Source organism: Ruegeria sp. G12 (assembly GCF_056533565.1).
Genome location: NZ_JBQFOO010000004.1, coordinates 24,206 through 41,752, shown reverse-complemented (window position 1 = coordinate 41,752; position 17,547 = coordinate 24,206). Strand labels below are relative to the sequence as shown.

Genomic DNA, 17,547 nt, shown 5'->3' with positions numbered 1-17,547 from the left:
AGACGGAGGGGCTTAACGCCCCTCCGTCCTTTGGTTAACATTTCCTCTACAACACTCGTGAACTGCGCGGCGTAATCTTCGGCCATTCTTTGTCGTGGCCGCTGCGCAAAGCTCAAGGACCGCTCCCAGTGCTTAAGAAAACCTCCCCCGGTGATCTCTATCTGAGTATCCAAGACCTCTGGAAAGCTTTTGGTGATTTTCTGGCTCTCAGGGATATCTCGCTGGACATCAACGAAGGTGAATTCATCTGTTTTCTGGGGCCCTCAGGCTGCGGCAAAACCACGCTGTTGCGCGCCATTGCGGGGCTGGACCTGCAGACCAAGGGGACGGTCATGCAGGATGGCAAGGATGTCTCGAACCTGCCCCCGTCCGAGCGTGATTTCGGGATCGTGTTCCAGTCTTACGCGCTGTTTCCGAACCTGACGATCGAAAAGAACATTGCCTTCGGGCTTGAAAACACGGGCCGCAGTAAATCCGAGATTGCGGTGCGCGTGGCCGAACTGCTGAACCTGGTCGGTCTGCCAGATCAGGGCAGCAAATACCCAGCCCAACTGTCAGGCGGTCAGCAGCAGCGGATCGCACTGGCACGCGCCATTGCCACCAATCCCGGCCTGTTGCTGTTGGACGAACCGCTTTCGGCGCTGGATGCCAAGGTGCGTGTGCATTTGCGTCATGAAATCAAGGAATTGCAGCGCAAGCTGGGCGTGACCACCGTGATGGTGACCCACGATCAGGAAGAGGCGCTGGCCATGGCCGACCGAATCGTCGTCATGAATCACGGCGTGATCGAGCAGGTTGGAACCCCGACGGAAATCTACCGCCACCCTGCGAACCTGTTTGTGGCCGATTTCATCGGTGAGATGAACCAGATTCATTCCGTAGCCGGGGATACGGAAACGCTTGAACTGGGCGGCTCGGTCCTGAAATGCATGGCCCATGATCACAAGAAAGGCACCCGCATCGTCGCAGCGATCCGGCCCGAAGATCTGATTCCACACGGCGAAGGCGCGCGCTCGCCAGGTGCGCCGGACATCATAACAACGCCGGAAAACGCGTTCGAAGTTCTGATCACCGAAATGGAATTTCTGGGCTCGTTCTGGCGCTGCCGCCTGTCGCACAAGATTTTCGGTGATGAGGAACTGATCGCGGATTTCTCGATCAACGCGGTGCGCCGTCTAGGTCTTGAAGAAGGCGAGCAGATGATGATCGAACTGCCCCGCAACCGCCTGATGGCCTTCACCCCGGCGGAGGAGGGCTGATGACCGACACCACCTCTCTGCCCGCGGGCCCGATCATCAAGGGCAAGCTGAGCCGCGATGACCTGATCATGCGCGGCGGCATGATGGTCATCGCGCTGTATCTGGTTGTGACACTGGCCTTTCCGCTTTGGGCGATGCTGTCCAAGTCGTTCTCGACCTATCGGATGGAACTGTCGCAGTACGAATTTCAGGTCAGCGACGACAGCGGCGTGTTTGACGGCACGATCCTGAACGGGGCGCAACTGAACGCCGAGACCGGCGCCTATAGCGATCAAGAGCTTTCGACCGGTTCGGATGGGCGGCTTTCCGTCACACCCTTCTTCCCTGATTTCAGCTTCCGCAGCCCGGTGATGTACCAGATCCGGAATACCGTACCGGATGGTCGGTTTCTGGTCGGATCGAACCTGCAAAAAGGCACCGATTGGGTCGAATTGGATTCCAATACGTTCCGCCGCGTGCAATTGCGCCCGGTGCAATCGACCGGTGCAGACAACTTTGTCAGCTATTTCTCGACCCCAGCCCTGTTCAACTCGATCAAGAACTCGCTTTGGATTTCGGTCGTCAGCACGATCATCACCGTCACGCTGGCCTTCTGGTTCGCCTATGCGCTGAACCGCAGTTGCATGCGCTACAAGGGTGTGTTCCGGCTGATCGCCATGGCCCCGATCCTTGTACCATCGTTGCTGCCCGGCATCGCGCTGGTCTATCTGTTCGGCAATCAGGGCATGCTGAAAGAACTGCTGTTTGGAGCGAGTATCTACGGGCCGATCGGCATCGTGATCGGCTCGGTCTTCTTCACCTTCCCGCATGCGTTCCTGATCATCTCGACGGCCTTGGCAATCTCGGACGCGCGATTGTACGAGGCCGCCTCCAGCCTGCGTTCGACCCCCTGGCGCACCTTCTGGACGGTGACCATTCCCGGCGCGCGCTATGGTCTGATCTCGGCGGCCTTTGTGGTGTTCAACCTTGTGATCACCGATTTCGGCCTGCCGAAGGTGATCGGCGGCCAGTTCAACGTTCTGGCGGTGGACATCTACAAGCAGGTGATCGGCCAACAGAACTTTGAGATGGGCGCCGTTGTCTCGGTTGTTCTGGTGGTGCCCGCGATTCTGGCCTTTGCCATCGACCGTCTGGTGCAGTCGAAACAGGTGGCGCTGCTGTCGGCGCGCTCGGTGCCCTATCAACCGAACCCGAACCCGAAGACCGACCGCATCATGCTGATTTATTGTTCCATGGTGGCACTGTTCATCGTGGGCCTGCTGGCGGTTTGCCAATTTGCGGCGCTGATCAAGTTCTGGCCCTATGATCTAAGCCTGAGCCTGAACAACTATCAGTTTAACAAGATGGATGGCGGCGGCTGGGCCTCCTATTTCAACTCGATCAAACTGGCACTGCTGACGGCGGTGATCGGGACATCTGTCGTGTTCTTCGGGGCTTACCTAGTTGAAAAGTCGAACGGGTTCAAAACCGGACGCGCTTTGTTCCAGATGTTTGCCATGCTACCCATGGCGATCCCCGGGATGGTGCTGGGTCTGGCCTACATCTTCTTCTTCAACAACCCGGCCAACCCGCTGAACGCGATCTATGGCACGATGGCCATTCTGGTGATCTGCACTGTGACGCACTTCTACACGGTGTCTCATCTGACCGCCGTGACCGCGCTAAAGCAGATGGATACCGAGTTCGAATCCGTCTCGGCCTCGCTCAAGCAACCCACTATGAAACTGTTTGCCCGGGTGACGGTGCCGGTCTGTATGCCTGCGATCCTGGACATCTCGATCTACCTGTTCGTCAACGCGATGACGACGGTGTCGGCGGTGGTGTTCCTGTATTCGCCAAAGACAACGCTGGCCTCGATTGCGGTGCTGAACATGGACGATGCGGGCGATATTGCTCCGGCGGCGGCTATGGGGATGATGATCTTCTACACCAATGCGGCGGCCCGTATTTTGCACATGATCGCCTCAAAAGGCGTTCTAAGCCGGACACAGGCCTGGCGAAATCGCTGACCTAAGACGTGAACTGGACCCCTGCTGGAATTATTCGGCGGGGGTTTTTTCTGCGTCCAAAGCCTGTCGCGCAAAATCCATGAAGGCTCGGATGATCTTCACCTCCCGGCGCTGAGATAGGGCCACAAGGCTCTCGTCCATATGCAGGTGGATATCCTTCAACCGGATTTGCCTGAGACGATCATCATGGCTGTATTCCGCCTGCGAAACAAAACCGATACCTGCGCCCGAGGCCACCAGTTCCCGAACGGCCTCCCGCCCTTCGGCAACGATCGCTGGTTTTAGGACAACGCCGCTTTTCTTGGCCTCTTCTTCCAGTTTCTGGCGCGTTTTCGATCCCTGCTCTCGGAAAATAAGCGGCAGGTCGGCCAGTTCCCTAAGCGAGAGGGTCGATTTGGACGGCAACAAGACACCTTGGGCCGCAAAGGCCACGATCTCGGCCGATCCGAGGTTGAGAATACTCATATCCTTGCCGGGCGAAACGCTGCCGACAACGCCAATCTCTGCGTTGTAAGACCTCAGTTCCTCGAGGATTTCTTCGGTATTGCCGGACCGTACTGAAATCTGGGCTCCGGGGTACTTCTTTCGAAAAGGGCCAAGAAACCGGGTCAGGTGATGTGCGGAATCGGCGATGATCCGTAACTCGCCATCAATCACCGCTTTTGTTTCGGACAGGTAATCCTCAATCTGATCCTCGATTTCGAAATACTGCTTCGTGAAACGAAAAAGCCGCTCCCCTTCCGGGGTAAGATGCACGCGTTTACGTTCTCGCAGAAACAGCAGCAGATCATGATCCTGTTCAAGCTTGCGGACCTGCTCCGATATGGCGGGTTGGGTCAGGAAAAGTGCCTCGGCCGCGCGCGAGAATCCGCCGTATTTGGCGACGTAGTGAAAGGCCTTTAATTGGCTATGTCGCATCGTGTCCTTCCCCAAACATCATGCATAAGCTGCACCTATTATTAGATTGATTTTTACAATTTCACATATGGAATTCGTTGCTGCAATTGTATTCTTGAAACGCTGTTCAGGAGCTTGTGCAATGACCCAACCCGACACTGCCTTAGAGCCCCCAAAACTGGGTGAGGCATATCTGCTGACGCCTGGGCCTTTGACGACGTCTTATGCAGTGAAGCAGGCGATGTTGCGGGACTGGGGCAGCTGGGATGATGATTTCCGGGCGATGACGCGGGATATGCGGGCGCGGCTGCTGGCGTTGCTGGGTGAAGGTGCCGAGGCGTTTGACTGTGTTCCGATGCAAGGCTCGGGCAGTTTTGCGGTTGAGGCGATGCTGGCCTCGTTCATCCCGAAGGATGGCAAGGCGCTGGTGCTGGCGAATGGGGCTTATGGGCAACGCTCCGCGCAGACGCTGGAATATCTGGGCCGCGATCATCTGGTGCTGGACAAGGGCGATTACCTGCCGCCACGCGGGTCGGAAGTGGCCGAGATTCTGGCCAAGGACCCTGCGATCACCCATGTGGTTGCGATCCATTGCGAGACGTCCTCGGGCATTCTGAACCCGGTCGAGGAGATTTCCGAGGCCGTCTATGCGGCGGGTCGCAAGCTGCTGATCGATTCGATGTCGGCCTTTGGCGCGATCGAGTTGAAGCCTTCGGAGATTCGGTATGAGGCGATGGTGTCCTCGGCCAATAAATGCATCGAGGGCGTGCCGGGCTTTGGCTTTATCATCGCCCGCAAGGATGAGCTTGAGGCGGCCAAGGGCAACAGCCACTCGCTGTCGCTGGATGTACATGCGCAATGGGCGCATATGGAAAAGACCGGCCAGTGGAGGTTCACGCCGCCGACCCATGTGGTTGCGGCCTTCCTTGAAGCACTCAAGGCGCATGAGGCCGAGGGCGGTGTTGCAGGGCGCGGTGCGCGCTATACCCGCAACCGCGACGTGATGGTCGCGGGCATGCGCGAGTTGGGCTTCGAGACGCTGCTGCAGAACCGCTGGCTGAGCCCGATCATCGTGACGTTTTTCTGCCCTGCGGACGAGAAGTTCGTGTTCTCGCGCTTTTACGATCTGATGAAGGACAAGGGCTTTATCATCTATCCGGGCAAGCTGACGGTTGTGGACAGTTTCCGCGTCGGCTGCATCGGGCAGATGGATGAGCATGTGATGCGGCAGGTTGTTGCTGCCGCCAAGGAAACCCTGGCCGAGATGGGGGTCGCCAGCGCGGCGCCTCCGGCTCTTGCGCTGGAAGAACGCGCCAAACTGGCCGCATAAGAAACGAAGGACCCCCTCAAATGACCATCCAAACCCCCGTGACCGCGAATGAACGCGTCTACCCGGCCCCCAAGGTTCCCGCCATCGCCATCTGTCTGGATGGGTGTGAGCCGGAATATCTGGAAGTGGCCATCGCCAAGGGCCTGATGCCGACGCTCAAGCGCATCCGCGAGACCGGCACCGACCGCCTGGCGCATTCGGTGATCCCCAGCTTCACCAATCCTAACAACCTGTCCATCGCCACCGGTCGCCCGCCGATCGTGCACGGTATCTGCGGCAACTACCTGATCGACCCGGATTCGGGCGAAGAGGTGATGATGAACGACGTACGCTTCCTGCGCGCGCCGACCATCTTCTCGCAGTTCTACGAGGCGGGCTATCGCGTTGCCATGGTCACCGCCAAGGACAAGCTGCGCGCGCTGCTGGGCGCGGGCCTGAAATTCGACGAAGACCGCGCGGTTGCTTTCTCCTCGGAACGCTCGGGTGAGACCACCAAGGCCGAGCATGGTATTGACAATGCAAGTGAATGGCTGGGCATGCCGGTGCCCGAGGTTTATTCGGCAGAGCTGTCCGAATTCGTCTTTGCCGCAGGCGTCAAGCTGCTGAAAGAGTTCAAGCCCGACATCATGTACCTGTCGACCACCGACTATATCCAGCACAAGTTCGCCCCTGAACAACAGGGCGCGCTGGATTTCTACGCCATGTTCGACAAGTACCTCGCGCAACTGGATGAGATGGGCGCAGCCATCGTTGTCACCGCCGATCACGGCATGAAGCCTAAGCACAACACAGCAGGCGAGCCCAACGTGATCTATGCACAGGACCTTATGGATGAATGGCTGGGCGAAGGTCAGGCTCGCGTGATCCTGCCGATTACTGATCCCTACGTGGTTCACCACGGCGCGCTTGGAGCGTTTGCCACCGCCTATCTGCCCGAAGGTACGGACAAGGCTGACATCATGGCAAAGCTGGACGCCCGTGACGAGTTGATCCTTGTGATCGACAAGGAAGAAGCCATCCGCCGCTTTGAACTGCCTGCTGACCGGATCGGTGACATTGTGATGATCTCGGGCGAGAACATGACCATCGGTACCTCGGCAGACCGTCACGATCTGGCTGCTCTGAAGGAACCTCTGCGCAGCCATGGCGGCTTGACCGAGCAGGAAGTGCCCTTCATCGTCAACCGCGTGATCGACCTGCCGGACCAGCCCGAGAAGCTACGCAACTTCGATGCGTTCTTCTATGCCGCCACGGCAGCGGCCCAATAAGCCATGAAGGACCAAACCGTGCCTGAGATCAGAAACGAGGGGATGCGCATCGGCGGCGAGATCGTCTTTACCGACGAGACGGTGCCGGTTCTCTACCCCTACACCAACGAAGTGATTGGCCATGTCCCCGCGGGCAAGGCCGAGCACGCCCGCAAGGCTTTTGAAATCGCAGCGGCCTACAAGCCGAAGCTGACCCGGTACGAGCGCAGCCAGATCCTGCAACGTGCCGGAGAGCTGATCGGCGAGCGCCGCGAATATCTGGCCAAATGGCTGGTGCTGGAGCTGGGCATCTGCCACCAGCACGCGATCTACGAAACCAAGCGCGCGCAGGACGTCTATCAGTTCGCCGCCGCCGAGGCGCTGAAAGATGATGGCGAGGTCTTTTCCTGCGATCTGACCCACAACGGCAAAGACCGTAAGATCTTCACCACCCGCGAACCGGTGGGCGCGATCAGCGCGATCACGCCCTTCAACCACCCGCTGAACATGGTCAGTCACAAGATCGCGCCCTCGATCGCGTCGAACAATTGCATGGTCTGCAAACCGACCGAGCTGACGCCGCTGACGGCGCTGACGCTGGCGGATATCCTGTACGAAGCGGGCCTGCCGCCCGAGATGTTCCAGGTGGTCACTGGCTGGCCGCAGGACATTGGCGAAGAGATGATCGTCAATGACAAGATCGACATCATCACCTTCACGGGCGGTGTTCCGGTGGGCAAGATGATTGCCTCGAAAGCGGTCTATAAACGTCAGGCGTTGGAACTGGGGGGCAATGACCCGCTGATCGTTCTGAACGACCTTTCCGACGCCGATCTGGACAAGGCCGCCACCATTGCCGTGGCCGGAGCGACCGGCAACTCGGGCCAGCGCTGCACCGCGATCAAGCGCATTCTGGTGCAGGAGAGCGTGGTGGATAAATTCGTGCCGCTGGTGCTGGAGAAGGCCAAGAAGATCAAGTTCGGCGACCCGCAGGACCCCGAGACCGAACTGGGCTGCGTGATCCACGACAAAGCCGCCGAGCTGTTCGAGACCCGCGTCTACATGGCCGAGAAAGAGGGCGCAGAAATCCTCTACCACCCCGGTCGTCAGGGCGCGCTGCTGCCGCCCATCGTGGTCGACAAGGTGCCCCATGACAGCGAGTTGGTGATGGAGGAAACCTTCGGCCCCATCATCCCCATCGTCCGCGTGCCCGACAATGATGAAGAGGTGATGCGCATCTCGAACTCCACCGAGTTCGGCCTGTCCTCAGGTGTCTGCACCAACGACCTCAACCGCGCCATCGCCTATATCAACGGGCTCAACGTGGGCACCTGCAACATCTGGGAACAACCGGGCTACCGGATCGAGATGTCCCCGTTTGGCGGCATCAAGGACTCGGGCAACGGCGTCAAGGAAGGTGTCATTGAGGCGATGAAGTTCTTCACCAACGTGAAAACCTATTCGCTGCCCTGGCCTGGCTAAAATTCTTGCCCTACCCGGTTGCGGGCGGGGCATCAAACGATTCCTATGCAATAACTGCGGGCCAGACCGGGTCCGCCGTTTCTGTCGGGCAGAACTTAGAAAGAGAGCCATGTCGCAAATCGTGCATACAGAAGGGGAATCAAACACTTCCGAGGCACGGAGGACGTGGCTGAACACATCCATCGGACCGAAATCTGCACCCTTGCTGAAACGCGATTCAAATGTCTTTTTGCATCAGTCGCTGTCTTCTCCTTGCGTCAGCACGATTGCAAAGGCCGAAGGCATCTGGATCGAGGATAAAGACGGGCGGCGTTACATGGATTTCCATGGCAACTCGGTTCATCACATCGGGTACAGTCATCCCCGGCTGATCGCCGCTATCAAGGCGCAACTGGACGATCTTCCCTTTGCGCCGCGCCGTTTCACCAATGACCCGGCGGTCGAACTGGCCGAAAAACTGGCTGAAATCGCACCCGGAGACCTCGGCAAAACCCTGTTCACCACCGGCGGTTCCGATGCCAACGAAGTAGCCCTGAAAATCGCCCGCGCGGCGACGGGGCGGTTCAAGACGATCAGTTTCTGGGATGCCTTCCATGGTGCGGGTTTCGGGGCCGCAAGCGTTGGCGGCGAGGCGACGTTTCGCAGCCACATTGCTGGCCCTCTACTGCCCGGTGCCGAGCACGTGGCCCCGTTTGCCTGCTATCGCTGCCCGTATAACCACGCGGGGCCCGACACCTGTGGTCTCGCCTGCGCCAAAATGGTCGAATTTGTGCTGGAGCGCGAGGGAGACATCGCAGCCGTCATTGCCGAACCGATGCGCGCGGTTCCCTATGTACCGCCGCCCGGCTTCTGGAAGTCTGTGCGCGAGGCCTGTAACCGGCACGGTGCACTTCTGATCATGGATGAAATCCCCACAGGTCTGGGCAAAACCGGCAAGATGTTTGCCTTTGAACATGACGAAATCATCCCTGACATCGTGACTCTGGGCAAATCCCTCGGCGGAGGCATCCTGCCCATCGCCGCCTGTGTCGCGCGCGCGCAACTGGATGTCTGCGGCGATTTTGCGATTGGGCATTATACGCATGAAAAGAACCCGGTGACGGCCCGCGCGGCGCTGACCACGCTCCAGATTATCGAGGATGAGAGGCTGGTTCAGCGCTCGGACGATCTGGGCAATCACGCAATGGACCGTCTGATGGACGAGCTCCAGAACGTCCCAATCGTCGGAGATATCCGGGGACGGGGCCTAATGTTCGGGGTCGAAATCGTTGAAGACCGTATCGAGAAAACACCCGGTAACGCCCGTGCCGAGCGGATTTACTATGCCTGTCTGGACGCCGGGCTGAGCTTCAAGATCAGCCAAGGCTGTGTGCTGACCCTGTCGCCGCCGCTGACAATCTCGCGCACTGATCTGGACCGGGCCCTCGACATCGTCATTGCAGCAATCAAGGAAGAGATTTGATCGCAAATGTAACCCCAAAGATCTCGCCAAAATGCACTCTCCCTGAATTCAGAAGAAAGGGAGGCGCGGCATGGCAATAGTTACTTTTCTGATCAGCCTCGCCGGTGCGACGATGCTGCTGCTTTATGCGGTGCGCATGGTGCGCACCGGGATCGAGCGCAGCTATGGCGCGTCGTTCCAGCGGGTTATGACGCAGCAGCGCAGTTACCTGCAGGCCTCGCTGGTGGGCGTGATGATGGCGATTGTGCTGCAAAGCTCAGCAGCTGTGGCCCTGCTAAGCTCGGGGTTTGCCGCAAGCGGGATGCTGAGCTTTCCGGCTGGGCTGGCCATCGTGCTGGGCGGCGACCTGGGCTCGGCTTTGATCATTCAGATCCTGTCGTTCAAACTGGACTGGCTTGTGCCGTTGCTGTTGGCCATTGGCGGTTATCTGTTCGTCAAAACCGAAGCCAAAAAAGCCCGGCAGCTTGGGCGTATTCTGATGGGCATCGCCTTTATCCTGATCTCTCTGAGGTTCTTGCGCGAGGCCATGGACCCTATCCGTGACAGTGCGTTTTTGCCTGCGGTGGCCGATTATCTGGCCCGCGACTATATCACCGCCTTCCTTGTCGGCGGAGCTTTGGCCTTTGTGATGCACTCCTCTGTAGCGGCCATCCTCATGTGCGTAACGCTGGTGCAGATCGGTGCAATTCCGTTTGCAGCGGGCATGTCACTGGTCTTTGGCGCGAATTTCGGATCGGCATTTATTCCGGTTTGGCTAACGCGCGGGATGCCTGTCACCGCCCGGCGCATACCCTATGCCAATCTCGCGCTCCGGGGCAGTTGGGCATTGATAGCCCTGTTCGCCGCCAACCTAGCCTTGCGCACCGGGCTTTTGGGCAACCCGCAAGGGGGCCAGATGCTGGTCAACGTGCATCTTGCCTTCAACCTGTCGCTGTTGGTTCTGGCCCTACCATTTTGTGGACGTCTGCAGGGACTGTTCGAGACATTCCTGCCGGATCAGAAGAAAGAGCAGCATGCGCAACCCGCAAAACCGGTTAGCGCGCTGGACATGGAACATGTCGCAACTCCCAATCAGGCCCTGCCAAGTCTCAAGCGCGAGCTGCTGCGGATGAGCGATCTGGTCGAAACCATGTTCCGCCCCGTCCTGGAATTGTACCGCAGCGGCGACAAGCAACAAATCCGGTCCGTTCAGGCCATCGACGAAGACGTAAACGACTGCCTTTCGGGTATTCGCGCCTTTGTCGCCGCGATCCCGCCAGAGCTCTATGCAAAACAGGACGCAAAAACAGCGCGCGATCTAATGGAATTTGCCATCCGTCTGGAAACGGCAGGGGACGTTGTGGCGAAACGCCTGACTGTGCTGGCTGGCGAAATGCGCGCCAAGGGTTCCAGTTTCTCGCAGGAAGGCTGGTCGGAGCTGGTGCAGATGCACGAAGGCATTCTGGCCAATATGAAGCTGGCTTCGAATGTCCTGATCTCAGACGATCTGGAAAGCGCGCGCCTTCTGAGTTTGGAAAAGACCGAAATCAAACGGGTCGAACGTGATAGCCGTAAGCGCCACCTGCGCCGGTTACAGCACGGCTCAACTGAGAGTTTCGAAACGAGCGACATACATCTGGAAACTCTGCGCGCCTTCCGTGAATTCAACAGCCACATCGCGGCCATTGCCTATCCCGTCCTCTACCGGAACGGCCAATTGCTTGAAACGCGGCTGATCAACGAGGTTGCGGACAAGAGCGAGGCCACCTTGAAACCCCACGAAAATACTTAAGGGTTTTAACTGCTCAGCTGTCAGGAACCGCCAGTCCCAAAGGGTACGTCCCGGCTCATTTCCGAAACAGCGCAATTGCGAAGAAAAGCGGAGTTGCACAGGCCTAGGTAATCATTGGATGCTAAATCCAGACCTTTGGACGGGGAGAGACGCCTGAGGCTGTGGCGCGCATCGAGCGATGCTAAATTTCTTTTGATGGCAATCGTCAACATCCATCAGGGTGTAATCGCCTTGAGGTCCGGTATTTGGATGGGCTTCACGGCAGCATCGGCAAACGGGGTTATCGACCAGAGCGTCGACAACAGCAACTCGTCTGACATCCAAGAATTCGCCAGTAACCTGATCCGGTGTGTGGGCGCTTGCGGGCGCTGGTTCCTTCCCTGAAAGGCGGCCCATCTGACGGCTGCATCACGGTAGATTTATCGTTACGCCAGCGCGCCGTACGACCTGCAATAGATTCTGTCTCTTTGAGCATTCTGCGTACAGATCGCTCGTTTAACTTTATCTCACTCACCCCCAACGGAAAGCCACAGCTTGTGTGCTGGAGCAATCAAAAGGAACGCTGCAATGACTCTCTTGAAAGTAATGACCTTGGGCGCTGCAATCGGGGCTTCTGCTTTGGTGTTGAGCCAGTTCGCGCCATCCGTAAACGCGCAGGAGTCGGATGACTGGCAGCCGAAATGGACGGATGATGGCCAATTGATCTTGCCGGAAGGGTATCGCGAATGGGTGTTCCTGGGATCGCCCCTGACCCCGAACGCCCTGAATGGCGGACAGGCCGGGTTCCCCGAATATCATAACGTCTACATGCACCCCACCGCCTATGCGCAATACAAGCAAACAGGCGAGTTCCCCGAGGGCACCATCTTGCTGAAAGAACTGCAACTGACCCAACCGGGCGAGGAAGAGGACGGGTCGCGCCTTGAGGTTTCGGGTCAGGGATATTTCCCGGCCGGATTCAACGGGATCGACATCGCGGTCAAGGACTCGTCGCGTTTTGCCGACAGCAACAACTGGGGTTACTTCAACTTCGGCCACCACGCCCCACCCTACGCGGAAACCGCAGCAGCAGCCCCGATCGAGGCCTGCGCAGCCTGCCATATCGACAACGCGGACGAAGATATGGTGTTTACTCGGTTCTACGCGATCCTGAGCGCCAACTGAGATTTCGCAAGCTCGTGGCCATCACCCCCGTTTCCGGTGATGGCCGCCTTTTCCCCGGGCCATGCAGCTTGGAATTACAAGTCATTTCTGATCAAAGGTAAGACCGATGACCCTTGACCGACTTGTCGAAACTCAATTGGACGCGCTGCGGAGTGACGGAAATTACCGTGAGTTTGCCGAGTTGCAGCGCCACGCCGGTTCTTATCCGGATGCAACACAATACACCACCGATGGTTGCCACGAACGGATAAAGGTTTGGTGTTCAAACGATTATCTGGGCATGGGGCAGCACCCAAAAACGCTTGCGGCGATGACGCGTGCTCTGGCGCAATACGGCGCGGGCGCTGGGGGCACGCGCAATATCTCGGGCACGACGCATCATCACGTCTTGCTGGAACAGGAACTGGCCGATCTGCATCAGAAGCCCGCCGCCCTTGTGTTGAACTCGGGTTATGTTGCGAATTGGGCCAGTCTCGGCACATTGGCCGCCCGGCTTCCCGATTGTGTCGTGTTTTCCGACCAGCTCAATCATGCTTCGATGATCGAAGGAATGCGCCATGCGCGCGTCGAAAAGAAGATCTGGCGGCATAATGATGTTGCCCATCTTGACGCTCTGCTCGGTCAAACCGATCCCGGCTGCACCAAAATCGTCGCCTTCGAATCTGTCTACTCCATGGATGGCGACATCTGCCCGCTAAGCGATATTCTGGATGTTTGTGAAAAGCACAGCGCGATCTCATATCTCGACGAGGTGCATGCCGTTGGTCTGTACGGCCCAAGGGGCGGCGGCATTGCTGAAGCGCATGGGTTGATGAACTGCGTCGATATCATTCATGGAACGCTCGGGAAAGCGTTTGGTGTGATGGGCGGCTATATTGCCGGGTCCTCTTCCGTTATCGACTTTGTGCGATCCTTCGCCTCGGGTTTTATCTTTTCCACAGCTCTGCCACCGGCGATTGCGGCAGGTGCGCGGGCGTCGATCCGTCATCTCAAGACCAGCACGGTCGAGCGTACGGCCCAGCGGCGCGCGGTTCGGATGGTCCGGACTAGGCTGGACCAGATGGGTATTCCGCATCTGGACAATGACAGCCATATCGTTCCCGTCATTGTGGGGGATGCGCATAAATGTAAGTGGATATCCGACATGCTGCTTGCCGACTACGGCATTTACATCCAGCCCATTAACTATCCCACGGTTCCCGAAGGAACCGAACGGCTACGGATCACACCGGGCCCGTACCACTCGGACCAGGACATCGAGGCACTGGCCACAGCGCTTCACCACATCTGGTCGCGCTGCGCATTGTCACGCGATCACATCCGGGCCGCCAAGGCACAGGCTACGGCAGGCTGATGCAATGCGACACAAACGGTTTGAGAGCGTGAGCATGACATCCAAGCACCTAATTTTCATTGGCGTGGCTTGCCTTTGGGCTTCTGTCAGTCAAGCCCAGATGGGTGCGCCCGTGGATCATTGCGCAAGCGAACCCGCGCCAGAGGTGGACTGGCATGGCTGCGACCTGTCGCATCAGGATTTCTCGGGCGCTGATCTGCGTCGCGCCAACCTAAGCGGGGCCAAGATGACGGCTGCCAAACTGCGCGGGGCGAACCTTGCAGGCGCGGACCTGCGCGGAACCATCCTGATCGGAGCCGACCTGCAGCAGGTTGATTTCTCAAACGCGGACCTGTCGGGCGCCTTCATGACCAAGGCGCAACTGGGCCGGAACAAATTTGAAGGGGCCGTGTTCGACGGCGCATATTATAACGACGCACGGCAATGTGCGATCGGGTCGGTCGGCATCTGCAAGTGAACCAGACACGCCACCCTTACCTGTCACGGCGGGAGTGGATCGCCGTTGCCGGAAGCGCAGTCATATCCGTGCTGAGCCATCCCGCAGCGGCGGCCCCCTGCGATCACCATCGGCATCGATCCGATGCGTCTGGCTTCTTCGCCAATGCCTATCTGATCGAAGGCCCCCAAAGCTGTGTACTGATCGACGCGCACCTGAACCTGAACGAGGCACGGGACCTTGCCGCGCTCGCTGCGCGAACCGGCAAACCCGTTACGGCAATCGTCATCACACATCCCCATCCGGATCACTATCTTGGGCTGGAAGTTCTGGGCCCCCTCTTCCCCGACGCCGTGATCGCAAGTTCCGAAACGACGCTACGCTTCATTCGCACCGCAGCAACGGACTGGCCGGGTTTCGCAAATCCGTTTCGCCCCTTGGCAACCGGCACCGTGACATTGGCGGAAACCCGGTTCGACTGCATCGTCATGCCCGATGCAGAAAGCGCCGCTCCGATCATTCTGTTCGACCCCGTCAGACGCACCCTTGTGGCCGGGGATCACGTTCTGAACCGGCAACATTTGTGGCTGGTGGAGGGTCGCGCGGACGCCTGGCGTCAGAATCTGGAATACCTGAAAAAGCTGTCTCCGACGCAGGTCCTGCCTGGTCACGGTGCGGTCGGAGGGGCTGAACTGCTACGATCAACGGACGCTTATCTAAGAGATTTCATGCACTTGAGCGAAAAGTACCCGTCGATCTCTTGCTTTACATCAGCGATGCTGGATGCGTATCCAGATCATGTTTTTCCCACTGCTTTGGATAGAAGCGCACTTGTGTTGAATTAGGCGCGGGCAGCCGGGCACGAATCCTGATTTTTTGATCCTGTTCGGTTCACATTCATGACACCAGTGCCGCCTCCAGAAAATCCGTGAACTCTCGGGCAATTTCCGCAGCACTTGCCTGTAGCAACCGATGCCCGGCTTCCGGCGTCGCCAAAGCGGAATGGGATCCGACCCGACCGTCGGGGAACTCGGCCCGGTGCTGCTCGGGTGGTCCGTGGCGGTCGCGGCTGTGGGTGCGGATGTACTCAGCGCTCAAACGCTCCGGCGGCTCTGCGGCCTCACCGGGCGGCAATGATCCCAGAAGGGCCTGAGTTATGGCCACTTCTGAAGGGGTCGCATGCATGCCCTCCCACGTCCCATAAAGGTTCGCGCGCAACGCGTTCACGCCGGGTGGTTCCCACCAACTGCGAATCCTCAGTTTGTCAGGCGGCAGATTAGACGCAATCCGGTCAAGCGGGTCCAGGTTGGCCCCGTGACCATTCACGACGAATACCCCCGCAAAGCCCTGAGACAGGCACCCAGCGATCACCTCTTGCGCCAAGGCTTGAAACGTCTCCTCGCTCACCGAAACCGTGCCTGGAAACGCAGTGTTGAAGGGGGCTGGCGTATAGGCCAAAGGCGGGGCGACAATAGCATCGCACCGTTCTGCCGCCGCTAAAGCAACTGCGTTGGCACAGATCGTATCCGTTCCGATCCGCCCCATTGGCCCATGTTGCTCGGTCGACCCGACAGGCAGCATGATTGCTGCCCCTTTTTTGATGCGGGCGTCGACGTCATACCAGGTCATATTCTCAAGTTTCATCGTACCTCCGCACGGCGTCTGACGCCGACTGTTCTTTTCCTTTGTGCACGACGGGATTAGGCTGCGCCAATGGAAGATTCACCAATTCTTGAATTGAAGAAGCCACCTTTGGACCAGTTGATCGGTGCGGCGGTCAAAACACATCGCCGACTGGCCGGGCTGACGTTGTCGGAGTTGTCCGCAAGTGCTGGTGTCTCAACCGCGATGATTTCCAAGATCGAACGGGGCCAGGTGTCGGCGTCTCTGGCAACGTTGGAAGCACTGGCCCGAGGAATCGGTGTTCCGCTGATCAACTTTTTCGCAGCAACCGTCGACCGGTCCGACGCATCATTTGTTGCCGCCGGAGAAGGCGTTACCGTTCAGCGGCTTGGCAGCGGGTATGGCCACAGTTACAAGCTGATCGGTCGGGCCGAGGCGAAACATGTCAGTTTTGAAAGCTTCAGCGTTACGCTTGAGGCTCCGCTAGGCACCCGGCCTCTGTATCAACATCAGGGCGTGGAATTCATCCATGTCACGCACGGAGAAATGGTCTATGGCTGCGGCGAGACAAGTTACCACATGCGCCCCGGCGACAGTCTGAGTTTCGACTCGAATGCGGCACACGGACCAGTCGAGCTTAGAACGCCCCGGGTCAGCTTTGTGACGGTCGTTGCCAAGGCTGTGGCCAGCGGACCATGAAAAAGGCCCGACCGATTTGGCCGGGCCTGACTTCTGATCGGGTCAAAGACCCCATTTTTCACGGTTTTGCTCAAAAAAGCCTTGGGCCTTTTTGACTTCGATCCAGTTGTTCACATAGTTGATCCAAACCTGATCACCCTGCGGCAGGATCATTGCGATGGGCGAAGGCGAACGGGGCCCGGCGTTCTTGACGCGCACTACAGGGAACTTGGCCTCAAGCGTTGAACCTTCGATATTCGATGTGATGAACACGTCCGCACGCCCGGCAATGACTTCCTGAAACCCGCGCGCCGGGGCCTCGACAACCTTGATATCCGCGTTCGGGAACCACTCGCGCACGCGCTTTTCGAACGTGGTGCCCAGAGTGGTGGCAACCTTGACGCCCGGCTGGTTGATCGAGTCATACCCGTCGAATTTATCGGCCTTGTCCTTGGTGGTGTAAGGGAACAGTTCGACCGAGATGTAGCTGTCCGAGAACCCGGCAACCTTCATGCGCGGCGGAGAAATCGAAGCCGACCCGGTCAGATGGTACTTGCCAGCGACGACACCGTTGACCAGCGTTTTCCAGTCGGTGGGTACATATTCGACCTCAACCCCAAGATCGGTCGCCAGTTCGTTCATGATGTCGATGTCATAACCCTTGTAGCTGTTGGTTGCCGGATCACGCAGTGACATCGGGTTCCAGTCGCCCGTCGTGCCAACCTTCAAAACGCCGGAATCCAGCACTTCATTCAACGCCGACTGCGCCTGAGCCGCGCCCGAGACGATCAACCCAAGCGCAGCGATCGCCGCGGCTTTGCAAAAACTGTTCATG

Annotated in this window: 15 protein-coding genes; 12 read left to right on the top strand and 3 right to left on the bottom strand. The window is 58.3% G+C overall.

Features of this window, described 5'->3' with window-relative positions; all coding sequences use genetic code 11:
- Positions 1–128 precede the first annotated feature (128 nt).
- A complete protein-coding gene (locus ACR0JN_RS10795) occupies positions 129–1,259 on the top strand; it encodes a putative 2-aminoethylphosphonate ABC transporter ATP-binding protein (RefSeq protein WP_480885550.1) in 1,131 nt (376 codons plus the stop codon).
- Positions 1,259–3,268, top strand: a complete 2,010-nt coding sequence (locus tag ACR0JN_RS10790; RefSeq protein WP_480885548.1) for a putative 2-aminoethylphosphonate ABC transporter permease subunit — start codon at positions 1,259–1,261, stop codon at positions 3,266–3,268. Before ACR0JN_RS10795 ends, ACR0JN_RS10790 begins: the two co-directional genes overlap by 1 nt.
- A 30-nt stretch (positions 3,269–3,298) precedes the next feature.
- On the opposite strand, the gene ACR0JN_RS10785 is transcribed toward ACR0JN_RS10790, so the two are convergent.
- Positions 3,299–4,186 (bottom strand): LysR substrate-binding domain-containing protein, encoded by an 888-nt coding sequence (locus tag ACR0JN_RS10785; RefSeq protein WP_480885547.1) that lies wholly within the window; start codon positions 4,184–4,186, stop codon positions 3,299–3,301.
- Between the two features lie 121 nt (positions 4,187–4,307).
- On the opposite strand from ACR0JN_RS10785, the gene ACR0JN_RS10780 reads away from it, so the two are divergent.
- The 9 genes from ACR0JN_RS10780 (at position 4,308) to ACR0JN_RS10740 (ending at position 15,256) form a co-directional block, all read left to right on the top strand.
- Positions 4,308–5,495 (top strand): 2-aminoethylphosphonate--pyruvate transaminase, encoded by a 1,188-nt coding sequence (locus ACR0JN_RS10780; RefSeq protein WP_480885545.1) that lies wholly within the window; start codon positions 4,308–4,310, stop codon positions 5,493–5,495.
- A gap of 20 nt (positions 5,496–5,515) precedes the next feature.
- Positions 5,516–6,763 carry a phosphonoacetate hydrolase gene (phnA, locus tag ACR0JN_RS10775; protein ID WP_480885544.1) on the top strand — a complete coding sequence of 416 codons (1,248 nt, stop codon included), beginning with the start codon at positions 5,516–5,518 and terminating at the stop codon, positions 6,761–6,763.
- An 18-nt stretch (positions 6,764–6,781) separates the two neighbouring features.
- Positions 6,782–8,224 carry a phosphonoacetaldehyde dehydrogenase gene (gene phnY / locus ACR0JN_RS10770; protein ID WP_480885542.1) on the top strand — a complete coding sequence of 481 codons (1,443 nt, stop codon included), beginning with the start codon at positions 6,782–6,784 and terminating at the stop codon, positions 8,222–8,224.
- A 109-nt stretch (positions 8,225–8,333) separates the two neighbouring features.
- Positions 8,334–9,686 carry a (R)-1-hydroxy-2-aminoethylphosphonate ammonia-lyase gene (gene pbfA, locus ACR0JN_RS10765; RefSeq protein WP_480885540.1) on the top strand — a complete coding sequence of 451 codons (1,353 nt, stop codon included), beginning with the start codon at positions 8,334–8,336 and terminating at the stop codon, positions 9,684–9,686.
- Positions 9,687–9,756: 70 nt separating this feature from the next.
- The gene (locus ACR0JN_RS10760) at positions 9,757–11,457 is read left to right on the top strand and encodes a Na/Pi cotransporter family protein (RefSeq protein WP_480885538.1); all 1,701 of its coding nucleotides are present in this window, start codon (positions 9,757–9,759) and stop codon (positions 11,455–11,457) included.
- Between the two features lie 567 nt (positions 11,458–12,024).
- Complete coding sequence (locus ACR0JN_RS10755) at positions 12,025–12,621, top strand: cytochrome P460 family protein (protein WP_480885536.1); 597 nt, start codon at positions 12,025–12,027, stop codon at positions 12,619–12,621.
- Between the two features lie 106 nt (positions 12,622–12,727).
- The gene (gene hemA, locus ACR0JN_RS10750; protein ID WP_480885535.1) at positions 12,728–13,975 is read left to right on the top strand and encodes a 5-aminolevulinate synthase; all 1,248 of its coding nucleotides are present in this window, start codon (positions 12,728–12,730) and stop codon (positions 13,973–13,975) included.
- Between the two features lie 34 nt (positions 13,976–14,009).
- A complete protein-coding gene (locus ACR0JN_RS10745; protein WP_480885533.1) occupies positions 14,010–14,432 on the top strand; it encodes a pentapeptide repeat-containing protein in 423 nt (140 codons plus the stop codon).
- Positions 14,429–15,256, top strand: coding sequence for an MBL fold metallo-hydrolase (locus ACR0JN_RS10740; RefSeq protein ID WP_480885532.1), 828 nt, complete (start codon positions 14,429–14,431; stop codon positions 15,254–15,256). The genes ACR0JN_RS10745 and ACR0JN_RS10740 overlap by 4 nt, the downstream gene beginning before the upstream one ends.
- 52 nt (positions 15,257–15,308) lie before the next feature.
- Here ACR0JN_RS10740 and ACR0JN_RS10735 read toward each other — a convergent pair whose 3' ends face one another.
- Positions 15,309–16,055, bottom strand: a complete 747-nt coding sequence (locus ACR0JN_RS10735) for a creatininase family protein (RefSeq protein ID WP_480885531.1) — start codon at positions 16,053–16,055, stop codon at positions 15,309–15,311.
- A gap of 69 nt (positions 16,056–16,124) precedes the next feature.
- On the opposite strand from ACR0JN_RS10735, the gene ACR0JN_RS10730 reads away from it, so the two are divergent.
- The gene (locus tag ACR0JN_RS10730) at positions 16,125–16,733 is read left to right on the top strand and encodes a helix-turn-helix domain-containing protein (RefSeq protein ID WP_480885530.1); all 609 of its coding nucleotides are present in this window, start codon (positions 16,125–16,127) and stop codon (positions 16,731–16,733) included.
- Positions 16,734–16,775: 42 nt separating this feature from the next.
- On the opposite strand, the gene ACR0JN_RS10725 is transcribed toward ACR0JN_RS10730, so the two are convergent.
- Positions 16,776–17,546, bottom strand: coding sequence for a transporter substrate-binding domain-containing protein (locus ACR0JN_RS10725; protein ID WP_480885528.1), 771 nt, complete (start codon positions 17,544–17,546; stop codon positions 16,776–16,778).
- Between the last annotated feature and the right edge of the window lies 1 nt (position 17,547).